This window comes from Providencia sp. 2023EL-00965 (assembly GCF_033550225.1).
Lineage (GTDB): Bacteria > Pseudomonadota > Gammaproteobacteria > Enterobacterales > Enterobacteriaceae > Providencia > Providencia manganoxydans.
Window position 1 is genome coordinate 262406 of the sequence record NZ_JAWUEH010000001.1, and the last position, 19517, is coordinate 281922.

20 protein-coding genes and 1 other annotated feature are annotated in these 19517 nt (G+C 40.3%); of the genes, 8 read left to right on the forward strand and 12 right to left on the reverse strand.

Going from position 1 to position 19517, the window contains the following annotated elements; all coding sequences use genetic code 11:
• Positions 1–49: 49 nt before the first annotated feature.
• The gene (locus SC428_RS01205) at positions 50–382 is read right to left on the reverse strand and encodes an HI1450 family dsDNA-mimic protein (RefSeq protein ID WP_318705612.1); all 333 of its coding nucleotides are present in this window, start codon (positions 380–382) and stop codon (positions 50–52) included.
• 21 nt (positions 383–403) lie between these two features.
• Positions 404–1864 carry a cardiolipin synthase gene (gene cls / locus SC428_RS01210; protein ID WP_070928152.1) on the reverse strand — a complete coding sequence of 487 codons (1461 nt, stop codon included), beginning with the start codon at positions 1862–1864 and terminating at the stop codon, positions 404–406.
• A gap of 308 nt (positions 1865–2172) precedes the next feature.
• Between cls and SC428_RS01215 the strand changes: the two genes are divergently transcribed.
• Positions 2173–2355 carry a YciY family protein gene (locus SC428_RS01215; protein WP_081335948.1) on the forward strand — a complete coding sequence of 61 codons (183 nt, stop codon included), beginning with the start codon at positions 2173–2175 and terminating at the stop codon, positions 2353–2355.
• A 120-nt stretch (positions 2356–2475) separates the two neighbouring features.
• On the forward strand, positions 2476–3213 hold the full coding sequence (locus SC428_RS01220; RefSeq protein WP_318705615.1) for a TonB family protein: 738 nt from the start codon (positions 2476–2478) through the stop codon (positions 3211–3213).
• A 65-nt stretch (positions 3214–3278) separates the two neighbouring features.
• Here the strand turns inward: SC428_RS01220 and yciA are convergent, their stop codons facing one another.
• Positions 3279–3695 carry an acyl-CoA thioester hydrolase YciA gene (gene yciA / locus SC428_RS01225; RefSeq protein ID WP_070928150.1) on the reverse strand — a complete coding sequence of 139 codons (417 nt, stop codon included), beginning with the start codon at positions 3693–3695 and terminating at the stop codon, positions 3279–3281.
• A gap of 406 nt (positions 3696–4101) precedes the next feature.
• Here yciA and SC428_RS01230 point away from each other — a divergent pair, with 406 nt between their 5' ends.
• On the forward strand, positions 4102–4296 hold the full coding sequence (locus tag SC428_RS01230; protein WP_070928148.1) for a YqaE/Pmp3 family membrane protein: 195 nt from the start codon (positions 4102–4104) through the stop codon (positions 4294–4296).
• A 53-nt stretch (positions 4297–4349) separates the two neighbouring features.
• On the opposite strand, the gene SC428_RS01235 is transcribed toward SC428_RS01230, so the two are convergent.
• Complete coding sequence (locus SC428_RS01235; RefSeq protein WP_140179530.1) at positions 4350–4907, reverse strand: septation protein A; 558 nt, start codon at positions 4905–4907, stop codon at positions 4350–4352.
• A gap of 227 nt (positions 4908–5134) precedes the next feature.
• Between SC428_RS01235 and SC428_RS01240 the strand changes: the two genes are divergently transcribed.
• Positions 5135–6889: a SulP family inorganic anion transporter gene (locus SC428_RS01240; protein WP_140179532.1), complete on the forward strand. Its 1755-nt coding sequence runs from the start codon at positions 5135–5137 to the stop codon at positions 6887–6889.
• A 61-nt stretch (positions 6890–6950) separates the two neighbouring features.
• On the opposite strand, the gene SC428_RS01245 is transcribed toward SC428_RS01240, so the two are convergent.
• The gene (locus tag SC428_RS01245; protein ID WP_070928146.1) at positions 6951–7703 is read right to left on the reverse strand and encodes a YciC family protein; all 753 of its coding nucleotides are present in this window, start codon (positions 7701–7703) and stop codon (positions 6951–6953) included.
• Positions 7704–8117: 414 nt separating this feature from the next.
• On the opposite strand from SC428_RS01245, the gene ompW reads away from it, so the two are divergent.
• Positions 8118–8756 carry an outer membrane protein OmpW gene (gene ompW, locus SC428_RS01250; RefSeq protein WP_070928144.1) on the forward strand — a complete coding sequence of 213 codons (639 nt, stop codon included), beginning with the start codon at positions 8118–8120 and terminating at the stop codon, positions 8754–8756.
• 293 nt (positions 8757–9049) lie between these two features.
• Here ompW and SC428_RS01255 read toward each other — a convergent pair whose 3' ends face one another.
• From SC428_RS01255 to SC428_RS01285, 7 genes are all read right to left on the reverse strand, one after another.
• Complete coding sequence (locus SC428_RS01255; RefSeq protein ID WP_070928142.1) at positions 9050–9364, reverse strand: BON domain-containing protein; 315 nt, start codon at positions 9362–9364, stop codon at positions 9050–9052.
• Positions 9365–9602: 238 nt separating this feature from the next.
• Positions 9603–10409: a tryptophan synthase subunit alpha gene (trpA, locus tag SC428_RS01260; RefSeq protein WP_070928140.1), complete on the reverse strand. Its 807-nt coding sequence runs from the start codon at positions 10407–10409 to the stop codon at positions 9603–9605.
• Positions 10409–11599 (reverse strand): tryptophan synthase subunit beta, encoded by a 1191-nt coding sequence (gene trpB / locus SC428_RS01265; RefSeq protein WP_070928138.1) that lies wholly within the window; start codon positions 11597–11599, stop codon positions 10409–10411. Before trpB ends, trpA begins: the two co-directional genes overlap by 1 nt.
• A 64-nt stretch (positions 11600–11663) precedes the next feature.
• Positions 11664–13022, reverse strand: a complete 1359-nt coding sequence (gene trpCF / locus SC428_RS01270) for a bifunctional indole-3-glycerol-phosphate synthase TrpC/phosphoribosylanthranilate isomerase TrpF (RefSeq protein ID WP_070928136.1) — start codon at positions 13020–13022, stop codon at positions 11664–11666.
• 1 nt (position 13023) lies between these two features.
• Complete coding sequence (gene trpD / locus SC428_RS01275) at positions 13024–14025, reverse strand: anthranilate phosphoribosyltransferase (protein WP_070928134.1); 1002 nt, start codon at positions 14023–14025, stop codon at positions 13024–13026.
• 21 nt (positions 14026–14046) lie between these two features.
• Entirely contained in the window at positions 14047–14655 is a 609-nt protein-coding gene (locus SC428_RS01280; RefSeq protein WP_070928132.1) for a glutamine amidotransferase-related protein, read from the reverse strand.
• The gene (locus SC428_RS01285; protein WP_070928130.1) at positions 14655–16229 is read right to left on the reverse strand and encodes an anthranilate synthase component 1; all 1575 of its coding nucleotides are present in this window, start codon (positions 16227–16229) and stop codon (positions 14655–14657) included. Before SC428_RS01285 ends, SC428_RS01280 begins: the two co-directional genes overlap by 1 nt.
• 27 nt (positions 16230–16256) lie before the next feature.
• Positions 16257–16357: a sequence feature (Trp leader region), on the reverse strand.
• 167 nt (positions 16358–16524) lie between these two features.
• Between SC428_RS01285 and rnm the strand changes: the two genes are divergently transcribed.
• The 3 genes from rnm (at position 16525) to rluB (ending at position 19361) form a co-directional block, all read left to right on the forward strand.
• On the forward strand, positions 16525–17397 hold the full coding sequence (rnm, locus tag SC428_RS01290) for an RNase RNM (RefSeq protein ID WP_318705626.1): 873 nt from the start codon (positions 16525–16527) through the stop codon (positions 17395–17397).
• A gap of 289 nt (positions 17398–17686) precedes the next feature.
• Positions 17687–18307 (forward strand): L-threonylcarbamoyladenylate synthase, encoded by a 621-nt coding sequence (locus SC428_RS01295; RefSeq protein WP_070928126.1) that lies wholly within the window; start codon positions 17687–17689, stop codon positions 18305–18307.
• Positions 18308–18443: 136 nt separating this feature from the next.
• Entirely contained in the window at positions 18444–19361 is a 918-nt protein-coding gene (gene rluB / locus SC428_RS01300) for a 23S rRNA pseudouridine(2605) synthase RluB (protein ID WP_070928463.1), read from the forward strand.
• The last annotated feature ends 156 nt before the right edge of the window (positions 19362–19517 follow it).

Consider the following 19517-nt stretch of genomic DNA (forward strand, 5'->3'; position numbering starts at 1 on the left):
ACACGATGATGGTGAGTTATTGTCGAGGCTAAGGGGAGGCCAAAACGACTTAACGTTTCCACAAAATATGGTTAAAAGGGCGAATTGTATCTCGACTAATCAAAACGCGAGCAAAAATGTCATTAATGTCATCTTCATCGGATTGCGCTAGGCCAATAACGACTTCACTAAAATTTTCTAAATTAAATTCAGGCTGAATAATATCTTGCCAATGATGACTCAGAGGCACAATTTCAGCAGCGCCACACTCTTCAAATTGCAGAGCAAAAATCACTTGATCAGCAGGTTCTAAATTTTCCATAGCGCCTTCTAGGAACAAGTCATAGGCTATTTCAATGATTTCGTCTTCATCGATAAGTTTAAGAGATTGTGGCTGAGTCATGACTGTTCCTAAAATTTAAAATTACAATAATGGGCTAAAGAAATAGCATAAACGTTCAACCACTCGATTCCAAAATGGGCGTTGTTCCCATTCTTCAATTTCAAGACGTGTTGAACGTGCAATATAATCATACTGCACAAGTGTTAAGTCACTACCAAAATTTTTATCATCAATCACCACAGTGATTTCAAAGTTCAGCCATAAGCTACGCATATCTAAGTTTACCGAGCCAACTAAGCTTAGTTCGCCATCAACTAGGACACTTTTGGTATGGAGTAAGCCATCTTCAAATTGATAAATTTTGACGCCGGCTTCGAGTAGTTCAGTATAGAATGAACGACTTGCCCAGCGAACAAGGAACGAGTCATTTTGCCTAGGCATCACAATACTGACATCAACGCCACGCATTGCAGCGGTGCAGATTGCATGTAATAAATCATCACTCGGCACGAAGTAAGGTGTGGTCATGATTAACTGTTTACGCGCAGAAAAAATCGCTGTCATTAATGACTGTTGGATTAATTCATCGGGAAAGCCGGGACCCGATGCGATCATTTGGGTGGTATGGCCGTTTGCTTGTTCAAAAGGCATTATGTTGGTATCTGGTGGTGGTGGTAAAATGCGTTGGCCAGTTTCCATTTCCCAGTCAAATGCGTACACAATCCCTAATGTGGTACTTACTGGGCCTTCCATACGTACAAGGATATCAACCCATTCACCCACACCTGCATCTTGTTTAAAGTAGCGTGGATCAACCATGTTCATACTGCCGGTATATGAAATATAGTTATCAATAACAATAATTTTACGGTGTTGGCGTAGATCCATACGGCGTAAGAAAAAGCGCATTAAATTAACTTTTAAGGATTCGACAAACTCAATCCCCGCAGCACGCATTTTATCTGGGTAGTCACTACGGAAGAAGTGCCAGCTACCAGCGGAATCGACCATAATACGGCATTTAACACCCCGTTTCGCTGCATTGAGAAGTGCTTCAGTCACTCCATCGACCAACCCTCCTGGTTGCCATATATAAAATACCATCTCAATCGAGTGTTGGGCATTATTGATATCATTGACAATGGATTTTAGTGACTCTTCACAGGTCGTCATTAATTGGATGCGATTGCCTTTAACCCCTGCAATGCCTTGGCGTTTTTCACATAATTGGAACAAGGGCTCAGCGACGGGGCTATTTTCTGAAGCAAAAATATGTTTAGAGTGGCGCAAATTCTCTAACCAAGTAGCAACAGAAGGCCACATTTGTTGAGCCTTATCGACGCGTCGCTTACCGAGATGGAGCTCACCAAAGGCGATGTAGGCGATAATACCTACTAATGGCAGGATATAAATAATTAATAACCATGTCATTGCTGATGTTACAGGGCGCCGTTTAACCAAAATTCTAACGGTAATTGCAGCAATAATTAGCCAATAGAAGAAAAACAATAACCAGCTTAATAGCGTATATACTGTTGCCATAATCGATTACATGCCTCACAAATAGGAGAGTGTAAAATCAGTCAAAAAAAGAAATAGACCATATCAAATTAAAATTGGTACTAAACTTTATAGAATTTAGCAAAATTTCATATAAAAAGCTTCGTTAAATCATATAGATTAATGACGAAAAAACAATTACTTCTACTGATAGTTTTATTTAGTCACTATCAGAGCAAGTGGGCATTTTAGTATTAACTCACCATATTGTTTGGTTCTGACTCGCAAAGGTCTATAATATTTTGCCAAATTTAGTGGGTGGTTAAACAGAGTAAAAGAAGGATAAAAAAATGAAACGCAGTAGGCATGAAGTGGGTCGCTGGCGGATGTTAAGACAGTCATTGCGTCGTCGCCGTCGCTGGCTGGAAGGGCATTCGAGACGTAATATGCACATCTACTCATTAAGAAAAATTGATATCTATAAAAGGCGACGTTCTTTGTTATTTACACAATGGAATGAGTGGGGACATTGAGGTCTGATTTCACAATTTTCACTTTGAGTGACAAACCTTATTGAATATGATTGCTATTTGCATTTAAACTATCATCTATATTCTTTAGGTTTGTATACTGTCTTAGGGTAGAAAATTCTTATGCGTTGGATCCGTTGGCCTCTTATCATCATCATTTCATTGGCTATTCATGCTGGATTGGCTATGGCATGGATTTTTAATCAGCCAAAAATGGCACCTGTTGTAGAGCCTATGACAGTTGCCATGATAGCCTTTGAGGCAGATGAACCTGCTGTAGAGCCTGTTTCAGCGGAGCCTGAACCCGTTGTTGAGCCAGAACCGGAACCGGAACCAGAGCCTGAACCTATTGTTGAGCCTGAGCCAGTCGTAAAACCCGCGATTGTGCTTGAGAAGAAGCCTGAAGTTAAGAAAAAGCCTAAACCTAAGAAAGAAGAAAAACGTGAAATCAAGCACGATCCTAAGCCTGTAAATAAACAGTTAGCGAAAAGTGATTTAAAACCATTATCTGATCTTAAGACAGCAGCGCCAAAATCAACAGCAAATACGACAGCAAAAAATACGGGTGCGACTAATAATCAATCAACCAGCAAACGTGGGCCTCAGGCACTTCGTAAACAAGCGCCAGCCTATCCTGAACGTGCACGTCGTTTAGGGAAAGATGGTTATGTTAAGGTTCGTTATGATATTGATGAAGATGGGCGAGTGACAAATATAGAGTTTGTCGAAGCTTCACCTAAAGGGCTATTTGAACGAGATGTCAAACGAGCCATGAACCGTTGGGCATTTGAAAAGTTGCCAGCTAAAGGTTATGTCACTGAAATTTATTTCAAAATTGATGGAACTGTCAGTCAAGTTTAATTTAATTAGTTATTTGATATGATAAATAAAAATGCCCTTTCAGGGCATTTTTATTAACTTAATGATTATTCTGTGCTTTCTAATTGAAAGTGTTGCTTATCTTTTGGTAACTCCCGCGCCGTATTGTCATCTGTGACTGCAACATACGTAAATACGGCATCAGTTGCACGATAGCGTTGACCGACAGGTTCTGTAGCCACTTTTTTGACCCATACTTCGATATTGATAGTGATGGAGCTTTTCCCTGTTTTTAAGCAACGTGCATAACAGCAAACCACGTCACCAACAGCAACGGGCTTTTGAAATTTGATCCCATTTACTGCAACCGTAACAACACGGCCAAGTGCAATTTCTTTTGCTAAAATTGCACCGCCAATATCCATTTGGGACATTAACCAGCCACCAAAAATATCACCATTTGCGTTAGTGTCAGCTGGCATGGCTAAAGTACGTAAAACTAATTCCCCATTAGGTAATTGCATAACAAGCTCTTTAAATAGTCATTATCAAATTCGGGCTAATCATAAACTAGAATGACACTGGCAGTCACGATGAATCATTATTGGTTAGCGCTATCGCTGCGAAAAGCACCAATTCAATATGATGATAATGGTAAACTGAAGAGTAAAGTATTGGTAAATAGACTAAAGATATTCAAAGATGCTATAAAAAGCTTTTTTTGCGTTCTATACTCATCTACTTCAAGTTACAGCGTTTTTTATTACGATATAGTGACGGTGTTAACTTGTACTATCTAGATTATTTTCCATGCACTTGGCGACGTGTTTATTGGTTGCTTAGCTGCACCTCGAATTATTGAGAGTATATATTGTTGGTTAACTATTTATAATGTTTGTAGGTTTTCTAACACTGAAGTTGGGAGATTAAATGAGACTAATACTCGCGATATTATTACCTTGGCTGCAATTTTTTACCATCGGTCGTCCATTCGCAGGGATTATCTGCCTTGTTTTACAAATTACCTTGATTGGTTGGCTTCCCGCAGCAATTTGGTCGGTATATGCATTATCACAGTACAATACGGATAAAAAAATTGATCAGGCGTTGGGAAGAGGGCGCTGATATAAAAAAACCTGCTAATGCAGGTTTTTTTATGAAAGATGATAAAAGAGTGGCTATTGATTTTCTTCAGGAGGGTGTTCTTTAGCCATATTTTTATAAATATACACCACACTTAAAACAGTAAAGATCAACGTTCCAGCAGTTAAGCCGAATACTTTAAAGTTCATCCACGTATCGAGAGATAACCAAAAAGCGATATAGACGTTAAGTGCTGCACAGATAATAAAGAAAATGGCCCATGCGCTATTTAGCTTAGCCCAGTGGCTATCTGGGAGCTTAATTTCTTGATTGCTGCCGAGCATTCTTTGAATCAACGGTTTTTTGGTAAACCATTGGCTGATAAGCAGTGCTAAAGCAAAGAGCGCATAAATAATGGTGACTTTCCATTTAATGAAGGCATCACTGTGAAAAATGAGGGTTAAAGAAGCGAAAACCATCACAATTAAACAGGTGATTTTAGCAACTTTTTCAACCTTTTTATAAATCAAGTAAGTTGCGAGCAAAGCCAGTGGTGTTGTGACAAGTAAAGCACCGCTGGCATAGAAAATGTCATAAGTTTTATAGACAATGAAAAAAATCACCAGAGGGATAAAATCAATAAGTTGTTTCATAACGGTGGATACCACGGCCTCGCATAAAGATAATAGGATAGTTTAACCGATTTTCGCGCTAATTGTTAAAAATTTGCTTCTTTTTACCAATAAACACGCCTTGTTACCAATCATATTTGCACTATTTTACTTTTATTTGAGTTAAGAGATAGATAATCTTTGATACTTCAGATATATATAATGTCTGATATAGTTTAACATATTAATTTCTAGAGAATTTTCCAACAATGATAAAGGCAAGACTGTTTGTCTGGATGCCCGGTTTAGCGACGTTACTTAACTACCGTATGGCGGACTTTGGCCCTGATGTTAAAGCGGGTTTATCTGTTGCAGCAGTTGCATTGCCTGTTGCTATTGCTTACGCCGAACTAATGGGTATTAATGCCATTATCGGCTTATATGCCTGTATTTTACCGATGATCATTTATGCATTATTTGGTACATCAAGGCAATTAATTATCGGTCCTGATGCGGCAACTTGTGCCGTTATCGCTGCCGCCGTGAGCCCATTAGCTCTGGGCGATGATTCGATTCGTTGGCAATTAATCATCGTAATGAGTTTTATGACGGGATTGTGGTGTTTAATTGCTGCGAGATTTAGGCTAGGAACATTTGCTGATTTTCTTTCTCGACCGATTTTACAAGGCCTGTTGAATGGGGTCGCGTTAACCATTATTTTAGGTCAGTTAGGTAAAATATTTGGTATTACTTCGTTACCTAGTGGTTTTATTGAACTATTGATTGCTTTTCCTACCTCACTATTAAGTACCCATATTCCTACTTTATTAATGTCACTTGGTACGTTAGCTATCATCATTGTGATCAAAAGAGTGAGAAATATGTGGCCATCATTACTGATAGCGATGCTCTTTGCAACCTTGGTCAGTTATGTCTTTGATGTTGAAAAGTATGGTATTAGTATTGTTGGTGATTTAGGTGGTGGCCTTCCTTTTATCCCTATGCCGCAGTTTGACCCTGCTTTGATGCGTGATTTGATCACGCCTTCCTTAAACTTAGCTGTTATCAGTTTTGTGAGTTTTATGATGACGGCACGTAGTTTTGCGAGCAAAAATGGTTATAACGTCGATGCCGATCAAGAGTTACGAGCATTAGGCATGGCGAATATTGCCTCTGCATTTTCACAAGGATTTGCCGTGAGTGCAGCCAGTAGCCGTACTGCGGTGAACGACATGATGGGAGGAAAAACGCAATTAGTCTCGATTGTTGCTGCGTTAGCTATTCTCGCGGTTCTGTTGTTTTCAATTGATTTACTTGGTTATATTCCAATGCCTGCTTTAGGAATGGTGTTGATTGTATCAACCTGGTCATTACTCAGTGTTCGTAGTATTTTTTCAATGCGTAAACGTAACAAAGAAGCGTTTACGCTGTGTATTTTTACACTCGGTGCAGTGCTGATTTCAGGTTTGATCAATGGTGTTGGTTTAGCAGTTTTGTTAGGCTTATTGCAATTTATTAGAGTGATTTTTCGTCCGACAGATCAGCTATTAGGTGTTGACGACCAAGGAATGCTGCATTCAATGTCAAAAGATAATGATATCCAGCCTGTTGAAGGGGTACTGATTTATCGATTCAATTCACCATTGACTTACTTTAATGTGAATTATTTTAAAGAGCGATTGAATAAACATATTGATAATCAACCCAAGAGGCCTGCATGGGTCATTGTGGATGCTGCGGTTAGCTTTACACATAATGATGTCAGTGTCTTTTCTGCATTGAATGATATTGTTACGGCACTGAAAGCTAAAGGCGTGACATTAGTTTTGGCAGGGCGCCGAACATCAATAAATCGCTGGTTAGAAAAAAATAAGATTAATCGTTCAGATGATGATCTATTGGTAGTACCTGATATTTATTTTGCAATTCGCTTGATTCAAAGTAAACAGCAAATACAGCAAAAGGAAATTGACGAGCGAGAAGTGCCGACTACGCGTGTTCAGGTAGAGCCAGATGAATCTTGAGTTGATGAGTAGAAAAACTGCACCTAAACGGTGCAGTTTTTAGTGGTGATTTATGTTGCAACTATTTTTGAGTGATCAGCATATAAAGGCGATAGAAGTAAATCAGAGCAAATGCTGCAATAATATTATTTATTAGGAATGAAACGCCATTGCTGACGATGTGATTCATCTGCATACTACTCATTAGTAGGCTAACTAGCATTTGTGAGGCCATCCAAATCAGTACCATAGGAAGGGCTAACCGCCAATTTGCATACGCCATTTTCCAGCTTTTACCCATTGCATTGAATGGGTTGACATTTTCACTGATCAAAATCGCAGGTGCTAAAGAAAAACCGATTGCTAATACAATGCCGGGAAACACCATGATGGTGGTACCTAGTTGAACTAGCAATGAGCATACGACTAACAGTAAAAACATAGAGGGTGCTTTAGGGAGTGAGGCTAATAAAGCTTGGGTGCCAGTCATATCTTCCCCGCGTGATAGCCCTGCAATATAGGCTAAAACCCCGCAAATTAATATCAAGCTACCGAAAGTCACTGATAGGATCAGACCAAAAGAGACACGTAAGATGCTACTTTTCTCTTCTTCAGAAAGCCCTTGAACCCAATCTTGTAGCCCTGAGTTTCCTGCTTTAATAAATTGAGCTTGTGCATCTACTAAGACTGAAATCATCTGAGCGCTTGGGATCATCATCGAATAAATGATGACACTGACGACGGTTGCTAGCAATACAATTGTGGATAGGCCACCCAACTGATTCTTAAAAAAGTTAATACTATCACTAATGAGTGAGTTGGCCGAAATGGACATGTAACTGCTCCTATCTACAAAGGGTAAAATTTTTAGCTGATTGTAACTGAGTATCAACCTCATAGGTAGAGAAAGTTCAGAAAAGACCTAGTGTTAGTCGTAAATAGTAAGCGAAAAACACAAAATTTTCTCAAATAATAATTAAGTAATAATTCTTAATCAGGATAAAGGTGTATTTTAAATATAACTTTATTGGCTGAATAATATAAAAATAACGATAGTATTTTTTTATTTTTATATATATCTAATAAAAATTGATTTAAATCAAAATTAAAAAAATTACAAATGAAATAATAAATTCACTCTAGTCAGATTATGCTTCTTTTATTAAAAGATGTGATCTTGATTTGAACATTAAATAAAATTAAAGGGTATATTTCACCCAAATAAAAAAACACAGGAATGGGATTGATAATGAAAAAACTCACTGCGCTTGTCTTAGCTGCTGCAACATTAGCTCCAGTTGCTTCAATTGCTCATCAAGAAGGCGACTTTATTTTCCGTGCAGGTACTGCAACTGTTCGTCCTAATGCAGGCTCTGACGATGTCTTAGGCGGGCTTGGCCATTTTAATGCGAATAATAATACTCAATTAGGTCTGACATTCAGCTACATGGTGACCGATAATATCGGTGTGGAATTATTAGCTGCAACGCCATTTGAGCATAAAGTTAGTTTAGGTGAACTAGGTAATATTGCGACAGTTCATCATTTACCACCAACATTAATGGCACAATATTATTTTGGTAGCAAAGAAGACAAATTACGTCCTTATTTAGGCGCAGGTATTAACTACACGTTCTTCTTTGACGAAAAATTCAATTCAGGTGCTAAACAGCTAGGCTTGAGTGACCTTGATTTATCTAGTTCTTGGGGCTTCGCAGCACAAGCTGGTATGGACTATATGCTGACTGAAAACTGGATGTTAAACGCCTCTCTGTGGTGGATGGATATTGATACAGACGTTAAATTTAAATTTAACGGTGAACAACAAAAAGTGGATACTCGTCTTGACCCATTCGTATTTATGTTTGGTGTCGGTTACCGCTTCTAATTGAATTTAGCAGGACGCAATCTGATATTAAATGGATGTTAGGTAGTAGGAAACCCGGGAATAAGTATTCTCGGGTTTTTTGTTATAATGGAAACAGTCGATAAAAAAGTATAATCAGTTAAGAATTTAATTTCTAATCTTATTAGTTTTCAATATAAATTAAAAATATTACCGTAACGATATGGAAACATATTCATAACAAGTCTTATTTTATAAAACAAAAAATACTATTAACAAGAGTGATAAAATATCAGCCCGAATAGGACTGATATTTTAAGTTTGGATTGAAAATATTAACGTATTTTCATCGAGTCAATAACAGATTGAACACCTTTTACATTTCGAGCCGCTTCGATTGCTTTATTTGCGCTGGCTTTAGAATCAACGAAGCCACTTAATTGCACTCGACCTTTAAATGTTTCAACACTAATTTGTGTCGATTTTAAATCTTTCTCCGCAAGCAAAGCAGATTTAACCTTAGTTGTAATGACCGTATCATCGATATAGCCACCAGTGCCTTCTGATTTAGACGTAGGTGCACAAGCAGCGAGTGTGAATGCCATAAAAGTGGCAACAAGTAGTGTGCCAACAGACTTTAATAATTTCATCCTTTCTCTCCTAACGTGTCGAACGACAAACTATTGGTTGTTATGTTATTCAGCAAGAGCTGCTATTTAGTTTTCAGCGAGTAATCACTATAAAGTAAATGATTGTCACTGATAATTTTAGTATCAGTAGAAATAGGGGAAAATTCAACTTAAAGATACAACTAAAATGGTCTAATTGAGATGAGAGAGGGTAAATTCGCCATACAAAGGTATGGCGAATAGAATGCTATGTTTGAGATTATCTTACAGTGGCGGCCTTCATATTAGCCACAAACTGGGTGAGCTCAGCCAGCATAGTATCAGGACGTTGCAGGTTGTTTTCGATAATTTTAACCACCGCAGAGCCTGAGATTGCACCTGCTGCACCATTAGCAATGGCTTCAGCAACTTGAGCCGGTTCTGAAATCCCAAAACCTTGTAGTGCGGGGGCCGCTTGATAATGGTTTAATTTGTTGATGAGGTTAGTAAGAGGCATTTGCGCTCGTTGCTCAGTGCCTGTCACACCCGCGCGTGATAACAAATAGGTGTAGCCTTGGCTATATTCACCGATCTCTTTAAGTAGTGTATCATCACCATTTGGCGGGCAGATAAATATTGGCGCAATACCATGCGCCATAGCAGATTCACGGAATGGCTTTGATTCACGCATAGGCACATCAGCAACTAAAACTGAATCGACGCCAGCTTGTTGGCAACGTGAATAAAAGTTATCAATGCCATTACTGAAAACTAGATTTGCGTAGACCAGCAGCCCAATGGGTATATTGGGGTGTTTTTGACGCACTCGTGCTAGTAATTCAAAGCATAGTGTTGGCGTGATATCACTTTTAAATGCTCTTAGATTAGCATTTTGGATCGTTGGACCATCAGCGAGAGGATCAGAGAAGGGAATGCCAATTTCTAAGGCATCAGCACCACCCGCGATTAATGCATCAATAATTTTTAGTGAAAGTTCAGCATCAGGATCACCAAGTGTGACGAATGGAACGAAAGCACCTTGATTAACACTATTTAAACGTTCAAAAAGCTTAGTATAACGTTCCATTAGATCTCTCCCTTACTTTTCAAAATATCGTGCACGGTAAAAATATCTTTATCACCACGACCTGATAGGTTAACAATTAACAATTGCTCTTTATTAGGCTCTTGCTCGGCCATTTTTAGTGCATAGGCGAGGGCATGGGATGATTCAAGGGCAGGAATAATTCCCTCTTTGCGTGATAAGAGCTTAAATGCAGTCAATGCTTCATCATCAGTAATAGAAACATAATCAGCGCGACCTATGCTATTTAAGTGAGCATGTTGTGGGCCAACGGATGGGAAATCAAGACCTGCGGAAATGGAGTAAGACTCTTCGATTTGCCCTTCATGGGTTTGCATCATTGGCGATTTCATGCCGAAATAGATACCAACGCGACCATGTTTCAATGGTGCGCCATGTTGTCCGCTTTCAATTCCTAAGCCTGCTGGCTCAACACCAATAAGACGGACATCTTCTTCAGGGATAAAAGAAGCAAACAGACCAATGGCATTGGAGCCACCGCCGATACATGCGATTACGGCATCAGGTAAACGGCCTTCTTTTTCTAAAATTTGTTGTTTGGCTTCATCACCAATCATACGTTGGAAATCACGTACAATGGTTGGATACGGATGAGGACCCGCCGCAGTGCCAAGTAGGTAGTGTGCTTTTTCATAGCTACCAGACCAGTCCCTAAGTGCTTCATTACAAGCATCTTTTAACGTTGCAGAACCACTGTGCACAGGGATCACTTCTGCACCCATTAACTTCATACGGAAAACGTTAGGAGATTGACGTTCAACATCTTTCGCCCCCATATAGATGCGGCATTTCATATTCAGTAATGCACATGCCAGTGCGGTTGCAACACCATGTTGTCCTGCGCCTGTTTCAGCGATGATCTCATTTTTCCCCATGCGTTTTGCTAACAGTGCTTGGCCTAATACTTGGTTGGTTTTATGGGCGCCACCGTGTAGCAGATCTTCGCGTTTTAAATACAGTTTAGTTTTGGTTCCCTCAGTGAGGTTACGACATAAGGTTAACGCGGTAGGGCGACCTGCATAGTTTTTTAATAAATCATGAAATTCGGCTAGGAATGTCGGGTCATTCTGTGCATCAATAAACGCTTCTTCCAGTTGATTCAGGGCTGGAATTAAAATTTCTGGGACATATTGCCCGCCAAATTCACCAAAGTAGGGGTCTAGTTTACTCATTTTATTTGTCTCTTAATCTCTATTCTATATGCGTATTATGTTCAGTTTTAAATGTGCTTGTCGATTAAGCGAGTGAACTGAATACTTGATTAATTTTTTGTTCGCTTTTAATACCCGGTTCGATTTCAACGCCTGAATTGAAATCAAGTCCATTACACAATAATTTGGCAGCTTGACGACAATTTTCTGCATTTAGTCCACCTGCGACCATAAATCGAAACTTACTGTTTGTGGGGATCATGTTCCAATCAAAAGTTTTACCACTACCACCGCGGCCATTATCGAGTAATAAAAGATCTATAGGTTGTTCATCGAATTGGCTAAAATCGGGGTGTGACATATTAACGGCTTTCCAAATTTCACAATGCGTAGGCAAAGTTTCACGTAATTTTTGCACGTAGTTTGCATCTTCATTGCCATGCAGCTGTACTGCTGATAAAGCAAGCTGCTCTACCATATGAGCCACAAAATCGGCAGATTGATCGCGAAACACACCGACATATTTAAGTGGAACGGCGTGGATAATTTGCCTTGCTTGTGACAGTGTCACTTTTCGTGGGGAGCTTTCTGCAAAAATTAACCCACCATAAGTTGCTCCTGCGGCCAGTGCCGCTTTAGCATCTTGTCCGCGGGTTAATCCACACACTTTGTGCTCACCAGTTACGAGGTTACGTAAGGCTTTGCCGATGTCAGCTTGTTCCATTAATGCACTACCAATCAAAAAGCCATTAGCAAATTCACTCAATGATTGAATATGTTGATGGCGGTGAATGCCTGATTCACTGATCACGACAGTGCCTGTTGGTAGCCTTGGTGCGAGCTGGCGAGTACGATTTAAATCGATAGACAGATCGCGTAAATCACGATTATTAATGCCTACCACTTGTGCTTTAAGTTGAATCGCACGTTCAAGCTCTTCTTCATTACTGACTTCAGTCAATACACCCATATTTAATTGATGGGCAACCTCAGCAAGGGCGACATATTCTTGGTCATCGAGTACTGATAGCATTAATAAAATTGCATCAGCTTGATAGTGTCTTGCTAGGTAAATTTGGTACGCATCAACAATAAAATCTTTGCATAACACGGGCTGTTTAACGGTATTACTGACAATGGTCAGGTATTCCATATTGCCTTGGAAATATTTTTCATCGGTTAACACTGAGATAGCGGATGCATAAGGCGCATAAATACTTGCAATCACAGCAGGATCAAAATCAGCTCTAATCAGTCCTTTGGAAGGTGACGCTTTTTTACATTCAAGTATAAAAACAGGGCGCTTTGCTGATAGTGCTTCATAAAAACTGCGGCTTGATGGCGTTATTGTATCGATAAAGCTCTCTAGTGGCTGTTTGATTTTACGCTCAACAAGGTAGGCGCGTTTATCATCAACAATTTTTTGTAATACAGTCGCTTTCATTTTATTGGTTCCTTGAAGCTAGTGCAGTGACTCGGTCAAACGCGCTACCACTACGAATAATATTCAGAGCGTGTTCGCTATTTTGTTTTAAATCTTCATGGCCATTAATACGCATTAGCATGGCAACATTTGCTGCAACCGCAGCTTCATGTGCAGGCTTTCCGTGACCCTGTAACAAATTGGTGAGTAAAATTCGGTTTTCATCAGGAGTACCACCTTCTAAATCAGATAACTGATAAGTCTGTAAACCAAAATCAGTTGCGTTTAGTTGATAGAAGGAAAGAACACCTTGGTTTAACTCAGCAACCTGTGTTGTAGCATGAAGAGAAACTTCATCCATACCTCCACTGTGTACCACAGCAGCGCGAGTAAAACCAAGCATTTGTAGTGTTTTTGCTACGGGCTCTACTAACGATTCTTGATACACCCCAATCAACGCAATTGGTGGGCGTGCCGGATTGATTAATGGACCTAACACATTGAATAATGTACGTGTTTTTAACTGAGTACGTACGGGAGCTGCATGACGAAAACCGCTGTGATACTGTGGCGCAAATAAGAAGCAGACCCCCAATTCATCAAGAGCATCACGAGCACTTTGAGCACTTAAATCAAGTGAAATACCAAAAGAGGCTAATAAATCAGATGAGCCTGAACGGCTAGAAACGCTGCGGTTACCATGTTTGGCAACCTTGATCCCAGCTTGTGCAGCAACAAAAGCACTTGCCGTTGAAATATTAATGCTATTTGCACCATCACCACCGGTACCGACAATATCACTGAATTGATATTCAGGGCGTGGGAACGGCTGCGCATTTTCAAGGCAAGCTAATGCTGCACCGGCAATTTCTTCCGGCTGTTCACCTCGCATTTTCATACTGACTAATACACCAGCTAATTGTGCCTCTGTTAATTCGCCACGAATTATGGCATTGAATAACTGTTGGCTTTCTTGCTGTGTTAATGTTTGAGCGCGAAATAATTTATCGAATATAGTTTGCATAATTAGGTTCTCTCTTCCCTGTTAACGCGATGATGTTGTTGTGCTAATTGGGGTCGAAAGCGCCCATGCTACGGTTTTTTCAAGTAACACTGCCCCTTGAGTGGTTAAGATAGACTCAGGGTGGAATTGAAAACCGCAAATACGGTCGTGATCATTACGTACCGCCATGACCATGCCATTTGATTGTGCACAGATAGTGAGTTGCTCGGGAACTTGGCTGCCGACTAAAGAGTGGTAACGAGCAACAGGTATTGGGTTATCTAAACCACTAAACATGGCTTGTTGATCATGAGTTGCCATGGATGATTTACCATGAAGAATTTCGCCTGCGGCAGAAACATGACCCCCATAAGCCTCAATAATGGCTTGATGCCCTAAACAGATACCGATCACAGGAATTTTACCAATCACTTGTTGTAAAACTTCTGGCATACAGCCCGCATCACTTGGTTTTCCAGGGCCAGGTGAGAGCACGAGTAGCGGCGATTCCATTTGATTTAAAACTGATAAAATATGCTCCGCACTAACGGTATTACGATAAATCACCACGTGATGACCACCAGAGCGTAATTGATCTACGAGGTTGTAAGTAAAAGAGTCAACATTGTCGAGTAATAAGATGTTCGCCATTAGAATAACTCCTCTGCTTGGTGGGCTTGGGCAATTGCGCGGATCACTGCGCGAGCTTTGTTACGTGTCTCATCGGCTTCTCCTTGAGGTGAAGAATCAAGTACGACGCCACCACCAGCTTGGACGGTAGCTACGCCATTCTCGACATAAGCGGAACGGATCACGATACAAGTATCGAAGTCGCCTTTGCCTGTGAAATAACCAACCGCGCCACCATAGGAGCCTCGACGCTCTTGTTCATATTCAGCAATCAATTGCATGGCACGCACTTTGGGCGCTCCAGTGAGGGTTCCCATATTCATACAAGCTTGATAAGCATGAAAAATATCCAAATCAGCGCGCAGAGTACCCACAACATGTGAGACCAAGTGCATTACAAATGAATAACGGTCAACCTTAGTTAAATTGGCAACGTAACGGCTACCAGCTTCACAAATACGCGCTAAATCGTTACGCGCTAAATCAACTAACATAAAATGCTCTGCCAGCTCTTTATGATCAGTACGCATGGAGAGTTCTATGCGGCTATCAAGATCTAAATCGATAGCGCCTGAAGCATCACGACCGCGAGGGCGTGTACCTGCAATTGGGTATATTTCGACTTTCCGAGTGCTTGAGCTGTATTTCAGTGCACTTTCTGGTGACGCACCAAACAGTGAAAAATCATTGTCTTGCATAAAAAACATGTAAGGGCTTGGGTTTTGTGCTTTGAGCTTTTGATAGGCAATGAGTGGATAAGGACAAGGCACCGAAAATTTACGTGATGGAACCACTTGAAAAATATCACCACGATAGATGGCTTCTTTCATTGAGTTAACCACTGCACAATATTGCTCATCACTTTTATTGGTGTGAACGGCAAATGTCTCAGTGGTCCCTAATGCTAGAGGCGATAAAAAAGGACGACATGCTGAAATAATTTCATCATGACGTTGTTTAATCGTTTGTTGTTGTTCCACATTATCAGTAAAAAAACAGCTTTTCAGACGTGCAGCCTGATTTTGATGGTCGATCACTAAATAGTGTTCCGCCACGAAGAAGCAGTAGTCAGGACACTGATTGATTGTTTTTGTCGCCGGTAAAGATTCAAAACTAGCGATTAAATCATAAGCAAATAATCCACCAATAAATAAATTTTCGGGCTGTTGAGTACTGGCTTGTGCGAGAGTTGGTAGTAACCTTAGAACATCTAAGCAGGAAGCACTTTTTAAACGACTATCTTCATCGAGTTCATGACTTGGTTGACCGAAGTTAATTGTCAGGTGCTGAGCTGATAATTCACACCGTAGTGCTTTATCTGCTAATTGCTCAGCCATGATAGGCAGTAAGTTTTCACCATTTGGTGTTAATGCCTCAATTTCGACACGCTGACCAAACGCGCGAATACGTAGGGCACTTGCGACAATTAATAAACTCTGTAAATTCGCTTTACTATTGATTTCTGCGGATTCTAATAACATGGTCGCAGGAACCTCTTGGCAAAGGTGGTTAAACAGTAATGTTGGGTCTTGCTGATAGTTAATTGGGCTATCCAGAAAACTAAAATGTGCTAATGTTGTGTTTTGCTTATTCATTTTGTTGCCTTTTAACGATTTTTAGACATAAAAAAACCCGCAGACTAGGGCGGGTTTGGCGCTGAGGCATATCGAATCTATGCGTGTGCGTCTTCCGCCCAATTTGGGAAGTTACGCCACCAACGATTTGATAGATTGATAACAGCCATACAGTGCCTCTCTGGATAATCAAATTAATATCGGCATTGCTGCCGTCTTGTGTACTAGTAAACTGGATCACATTGATTGTGTCAAGTAGTTTGTTATTTATATTCAGGAAAAATATTCCGTAATTGGAAAAGGAGATGATTACCTTATGTCACAAATTTCGAGCCCATTGATGACACGATATGATTTGCATTGTCATACCAATGCTTCAGATGGTGAGCTGACACCTGCTGAAGTGATTGAAAGGGCTATCGAAATGGGCGTAAATGTGCTTGCCATTACTGACCATGATACCTGTGACGGCGTTATCAAAGCTCGTGAGTACCTTTTGCAAACTCAACGTCCATTGGAATTGATTAATGGTGTTGAAATTTCCACTATGTGGGAAAACATGGAAATTCATATTGTTGGGTTAAATTTTTCTACAACATCATCTGTGATGAGGCAATTATTAGAAAAACAATCTGCGTTACGTTTAGAGCGTGGAATTGAAATAGGGCGTCGGCTAGAAAAAGTTGGTATTCCCGATGCTTGGGAGAATGCATCAAAAATTTCCGCTGGTGGACAAGTAACCCGAGCACACTTTGCGCAATATTTAGTTAAAATTGGCAAAGAGAAAAATATCAATAATGTTTTCAAGCGTTATTTATCGAAAGGTAAAATGGGGTATGTCCCTGCAAAGTGGTGCTCTATTGAAGATGCCGTTGATGCTATCCATCGCTCTGGAGGTATTGCGGTTTTAGCTCACCCCTCTAAATATCAACTGTCCAATAAATGGCTTAAACGTTTGGTGGCTTATTTTAAAGATTGTCAGGGGGACGCGATGGAGGTTTCTCATTGTCAACAAGCACCGAATGAAAAACAATATCTCGCTGAACTCGCACGAGTGAGCGATTTGAAGACTTCTGTGGGTTCCGATTTTCATCGGCCATGCTCTTGGATTGAATTGGGCCGTAACTTATGGCTTCCTGACGATGAACAAGCAGTTTGGGGGCTGTGGGATGAGGTAAAAACGCGATAACACATGGTGATATTCATCATGCTGCAAGTTGGAATGCGTTAGGTTGATTTATGGTGGTTAGCTTCACTCATGGCTGCCACATAATTCTCTAAGTTCTCGGCGACTCGTTCACTTGCAGCTTAGTTGCACCTTGAATTATTTAGAGTATATATCGTAAATGCGGTGTAGAATACATCCAATGAAAGAAGCTGCGTCAGTTTTATTGATGCGTTGTTAATTGCGAGTAGATAGTGCCATTTTCAGGTTTTTTACCGGATGATGCTGTCAAGAATAAAGAACCGAGGTCTGTATGAGCCAGTTTTTTTATATCCATCCGGATAATCCACAACCGCGCTTAATCAGTCAAAGCGTTGAAATCTTAAATCAAGGTGGAGTGATCGTTTATCCAACCGATTCTGGGTATGCAATTGGTTGCCGATTAGAAGATAAAGATGCATTACAACGCATTTGTCGTATTCGTCAACTGGATGCGAATCACAATTTTACGTTGATGTGCCGTGATCTATCAGAGCTATCAAATTATGCACATGTTGATAATAGTGCATTTCGTTTAATCAAAAATAATACACCAGGTAACTATACATTTATCCTTCAGGCGACTAAAGAAGTACCACGCCGTTTAATGAATGAAAAACGTAAAACGATAGGCTTAAGAGTTCCTGCAAACCCGATTGCACGTGATTTATTGGAAGCCGTGGGGGAACCTCTGATGTCAACCAGCCTAATTATGCCTGGGGATGATTTTACTCAATCTGATCCTGAGGAAATTCGTGATTTACTGGGTAAGCAGGTCGATTTGGTGATCCATGGTGGCTACATTGGCCAAAAGCCGACCACGGTTATTGATTTAACTAATGATGCACCCGTGGTGGTTCGTGTGGGTACAGGTGATCCATCACCGTTTGAATAAGCTTTTTTAGTCAAAGGATTATTAATAGGGGATCCTTGAAAACCTGTGTATAATGCGCAGGTTTTCTTATTCATTATTTTTTGTGATAGTTCACGAAAAATTATTGACGCCTGTGAAGGCGACATTTGAGGGTTATATGAGCGCTAAACCGCAAAAAACTGAGAAGTTACAAAAAATTCTTGCCCGCTCTGGGCATGGCTCCCGTCGTGAAATTGAAGCCTTTTTGAAAGAAGGTCGCATCAGTGTTGATGGTAAAATGGCGACGTTAGGTGATCGCATTGAAGTAAAACCTGCGACTAAAATCCGTATGGATGGCCGTATTCTGACCATTAAAGAGCCAGAAAAAGAGATTTGCCGTGTGATGGCATATTATAAGCCTGAGGGAGAGCTATGTACTCGTCATGATCCCGAAGGGCGTCCAACCGTATTTACTCGCTTACCTAAGCTAGTTGGTGCACGCTGGATTGCTGTAGGCCGCTTAGATGTGAATACTAGCGGATTGCTATTATTTACCACCGATGGTGAATTAGCTAATCGTCTGATGCATCCAAGCCGTGAAGTAGAACGTGAATATGCTGTGCGTGTATTTGGTGAAATCACAGATGCAAAAATTCGTCAGTTAACTCAAGGTGTTCAACTAGAAGATGGCCCAGCGGCATTTAAAACGGTTTCATATCGTGGCGGTGAGGGAATGAACCAATGGTATAACGTAACCTTAACTGAAGGCCGTAACCGTGAAGTTCGTCGACTCTGGGAAGCTGTGGGTGTTCAAGTTAGCCGCCTGATCCGTGTTAGATACGGTGATATTGACTTACCAAAAGGTTTACCTCGCGGTGGTTGGACTGAATTAGGGCTTGAACAAACTAACTATTTAAGAGAATTAGTTGAACTTGAGGCCGAAACCGAATCTAAAGTGGCGGTTGAACGCGATCAACGACGTATTAAAGCCAATCAAATCCGTCGTGCGGTTAAACGTCACTCACAAGTTGCCGCTAGACCTGCATCAAAACGCCAGTCATCAAGACCAACGGCTAAGCGTCGTACCCGCATCTAACAAATCATTTATCATTATTTTTTGGAAAGGCCATGGAGTGATCCATAGCCTTTTTTATTAATTTTGATAATGTATTTGTCACAAAAGTACAAATACATAATTGAGAATATTCTGTATTTACGATATTTTATTTGTTAGTAGCAGTAAAACAGGGTG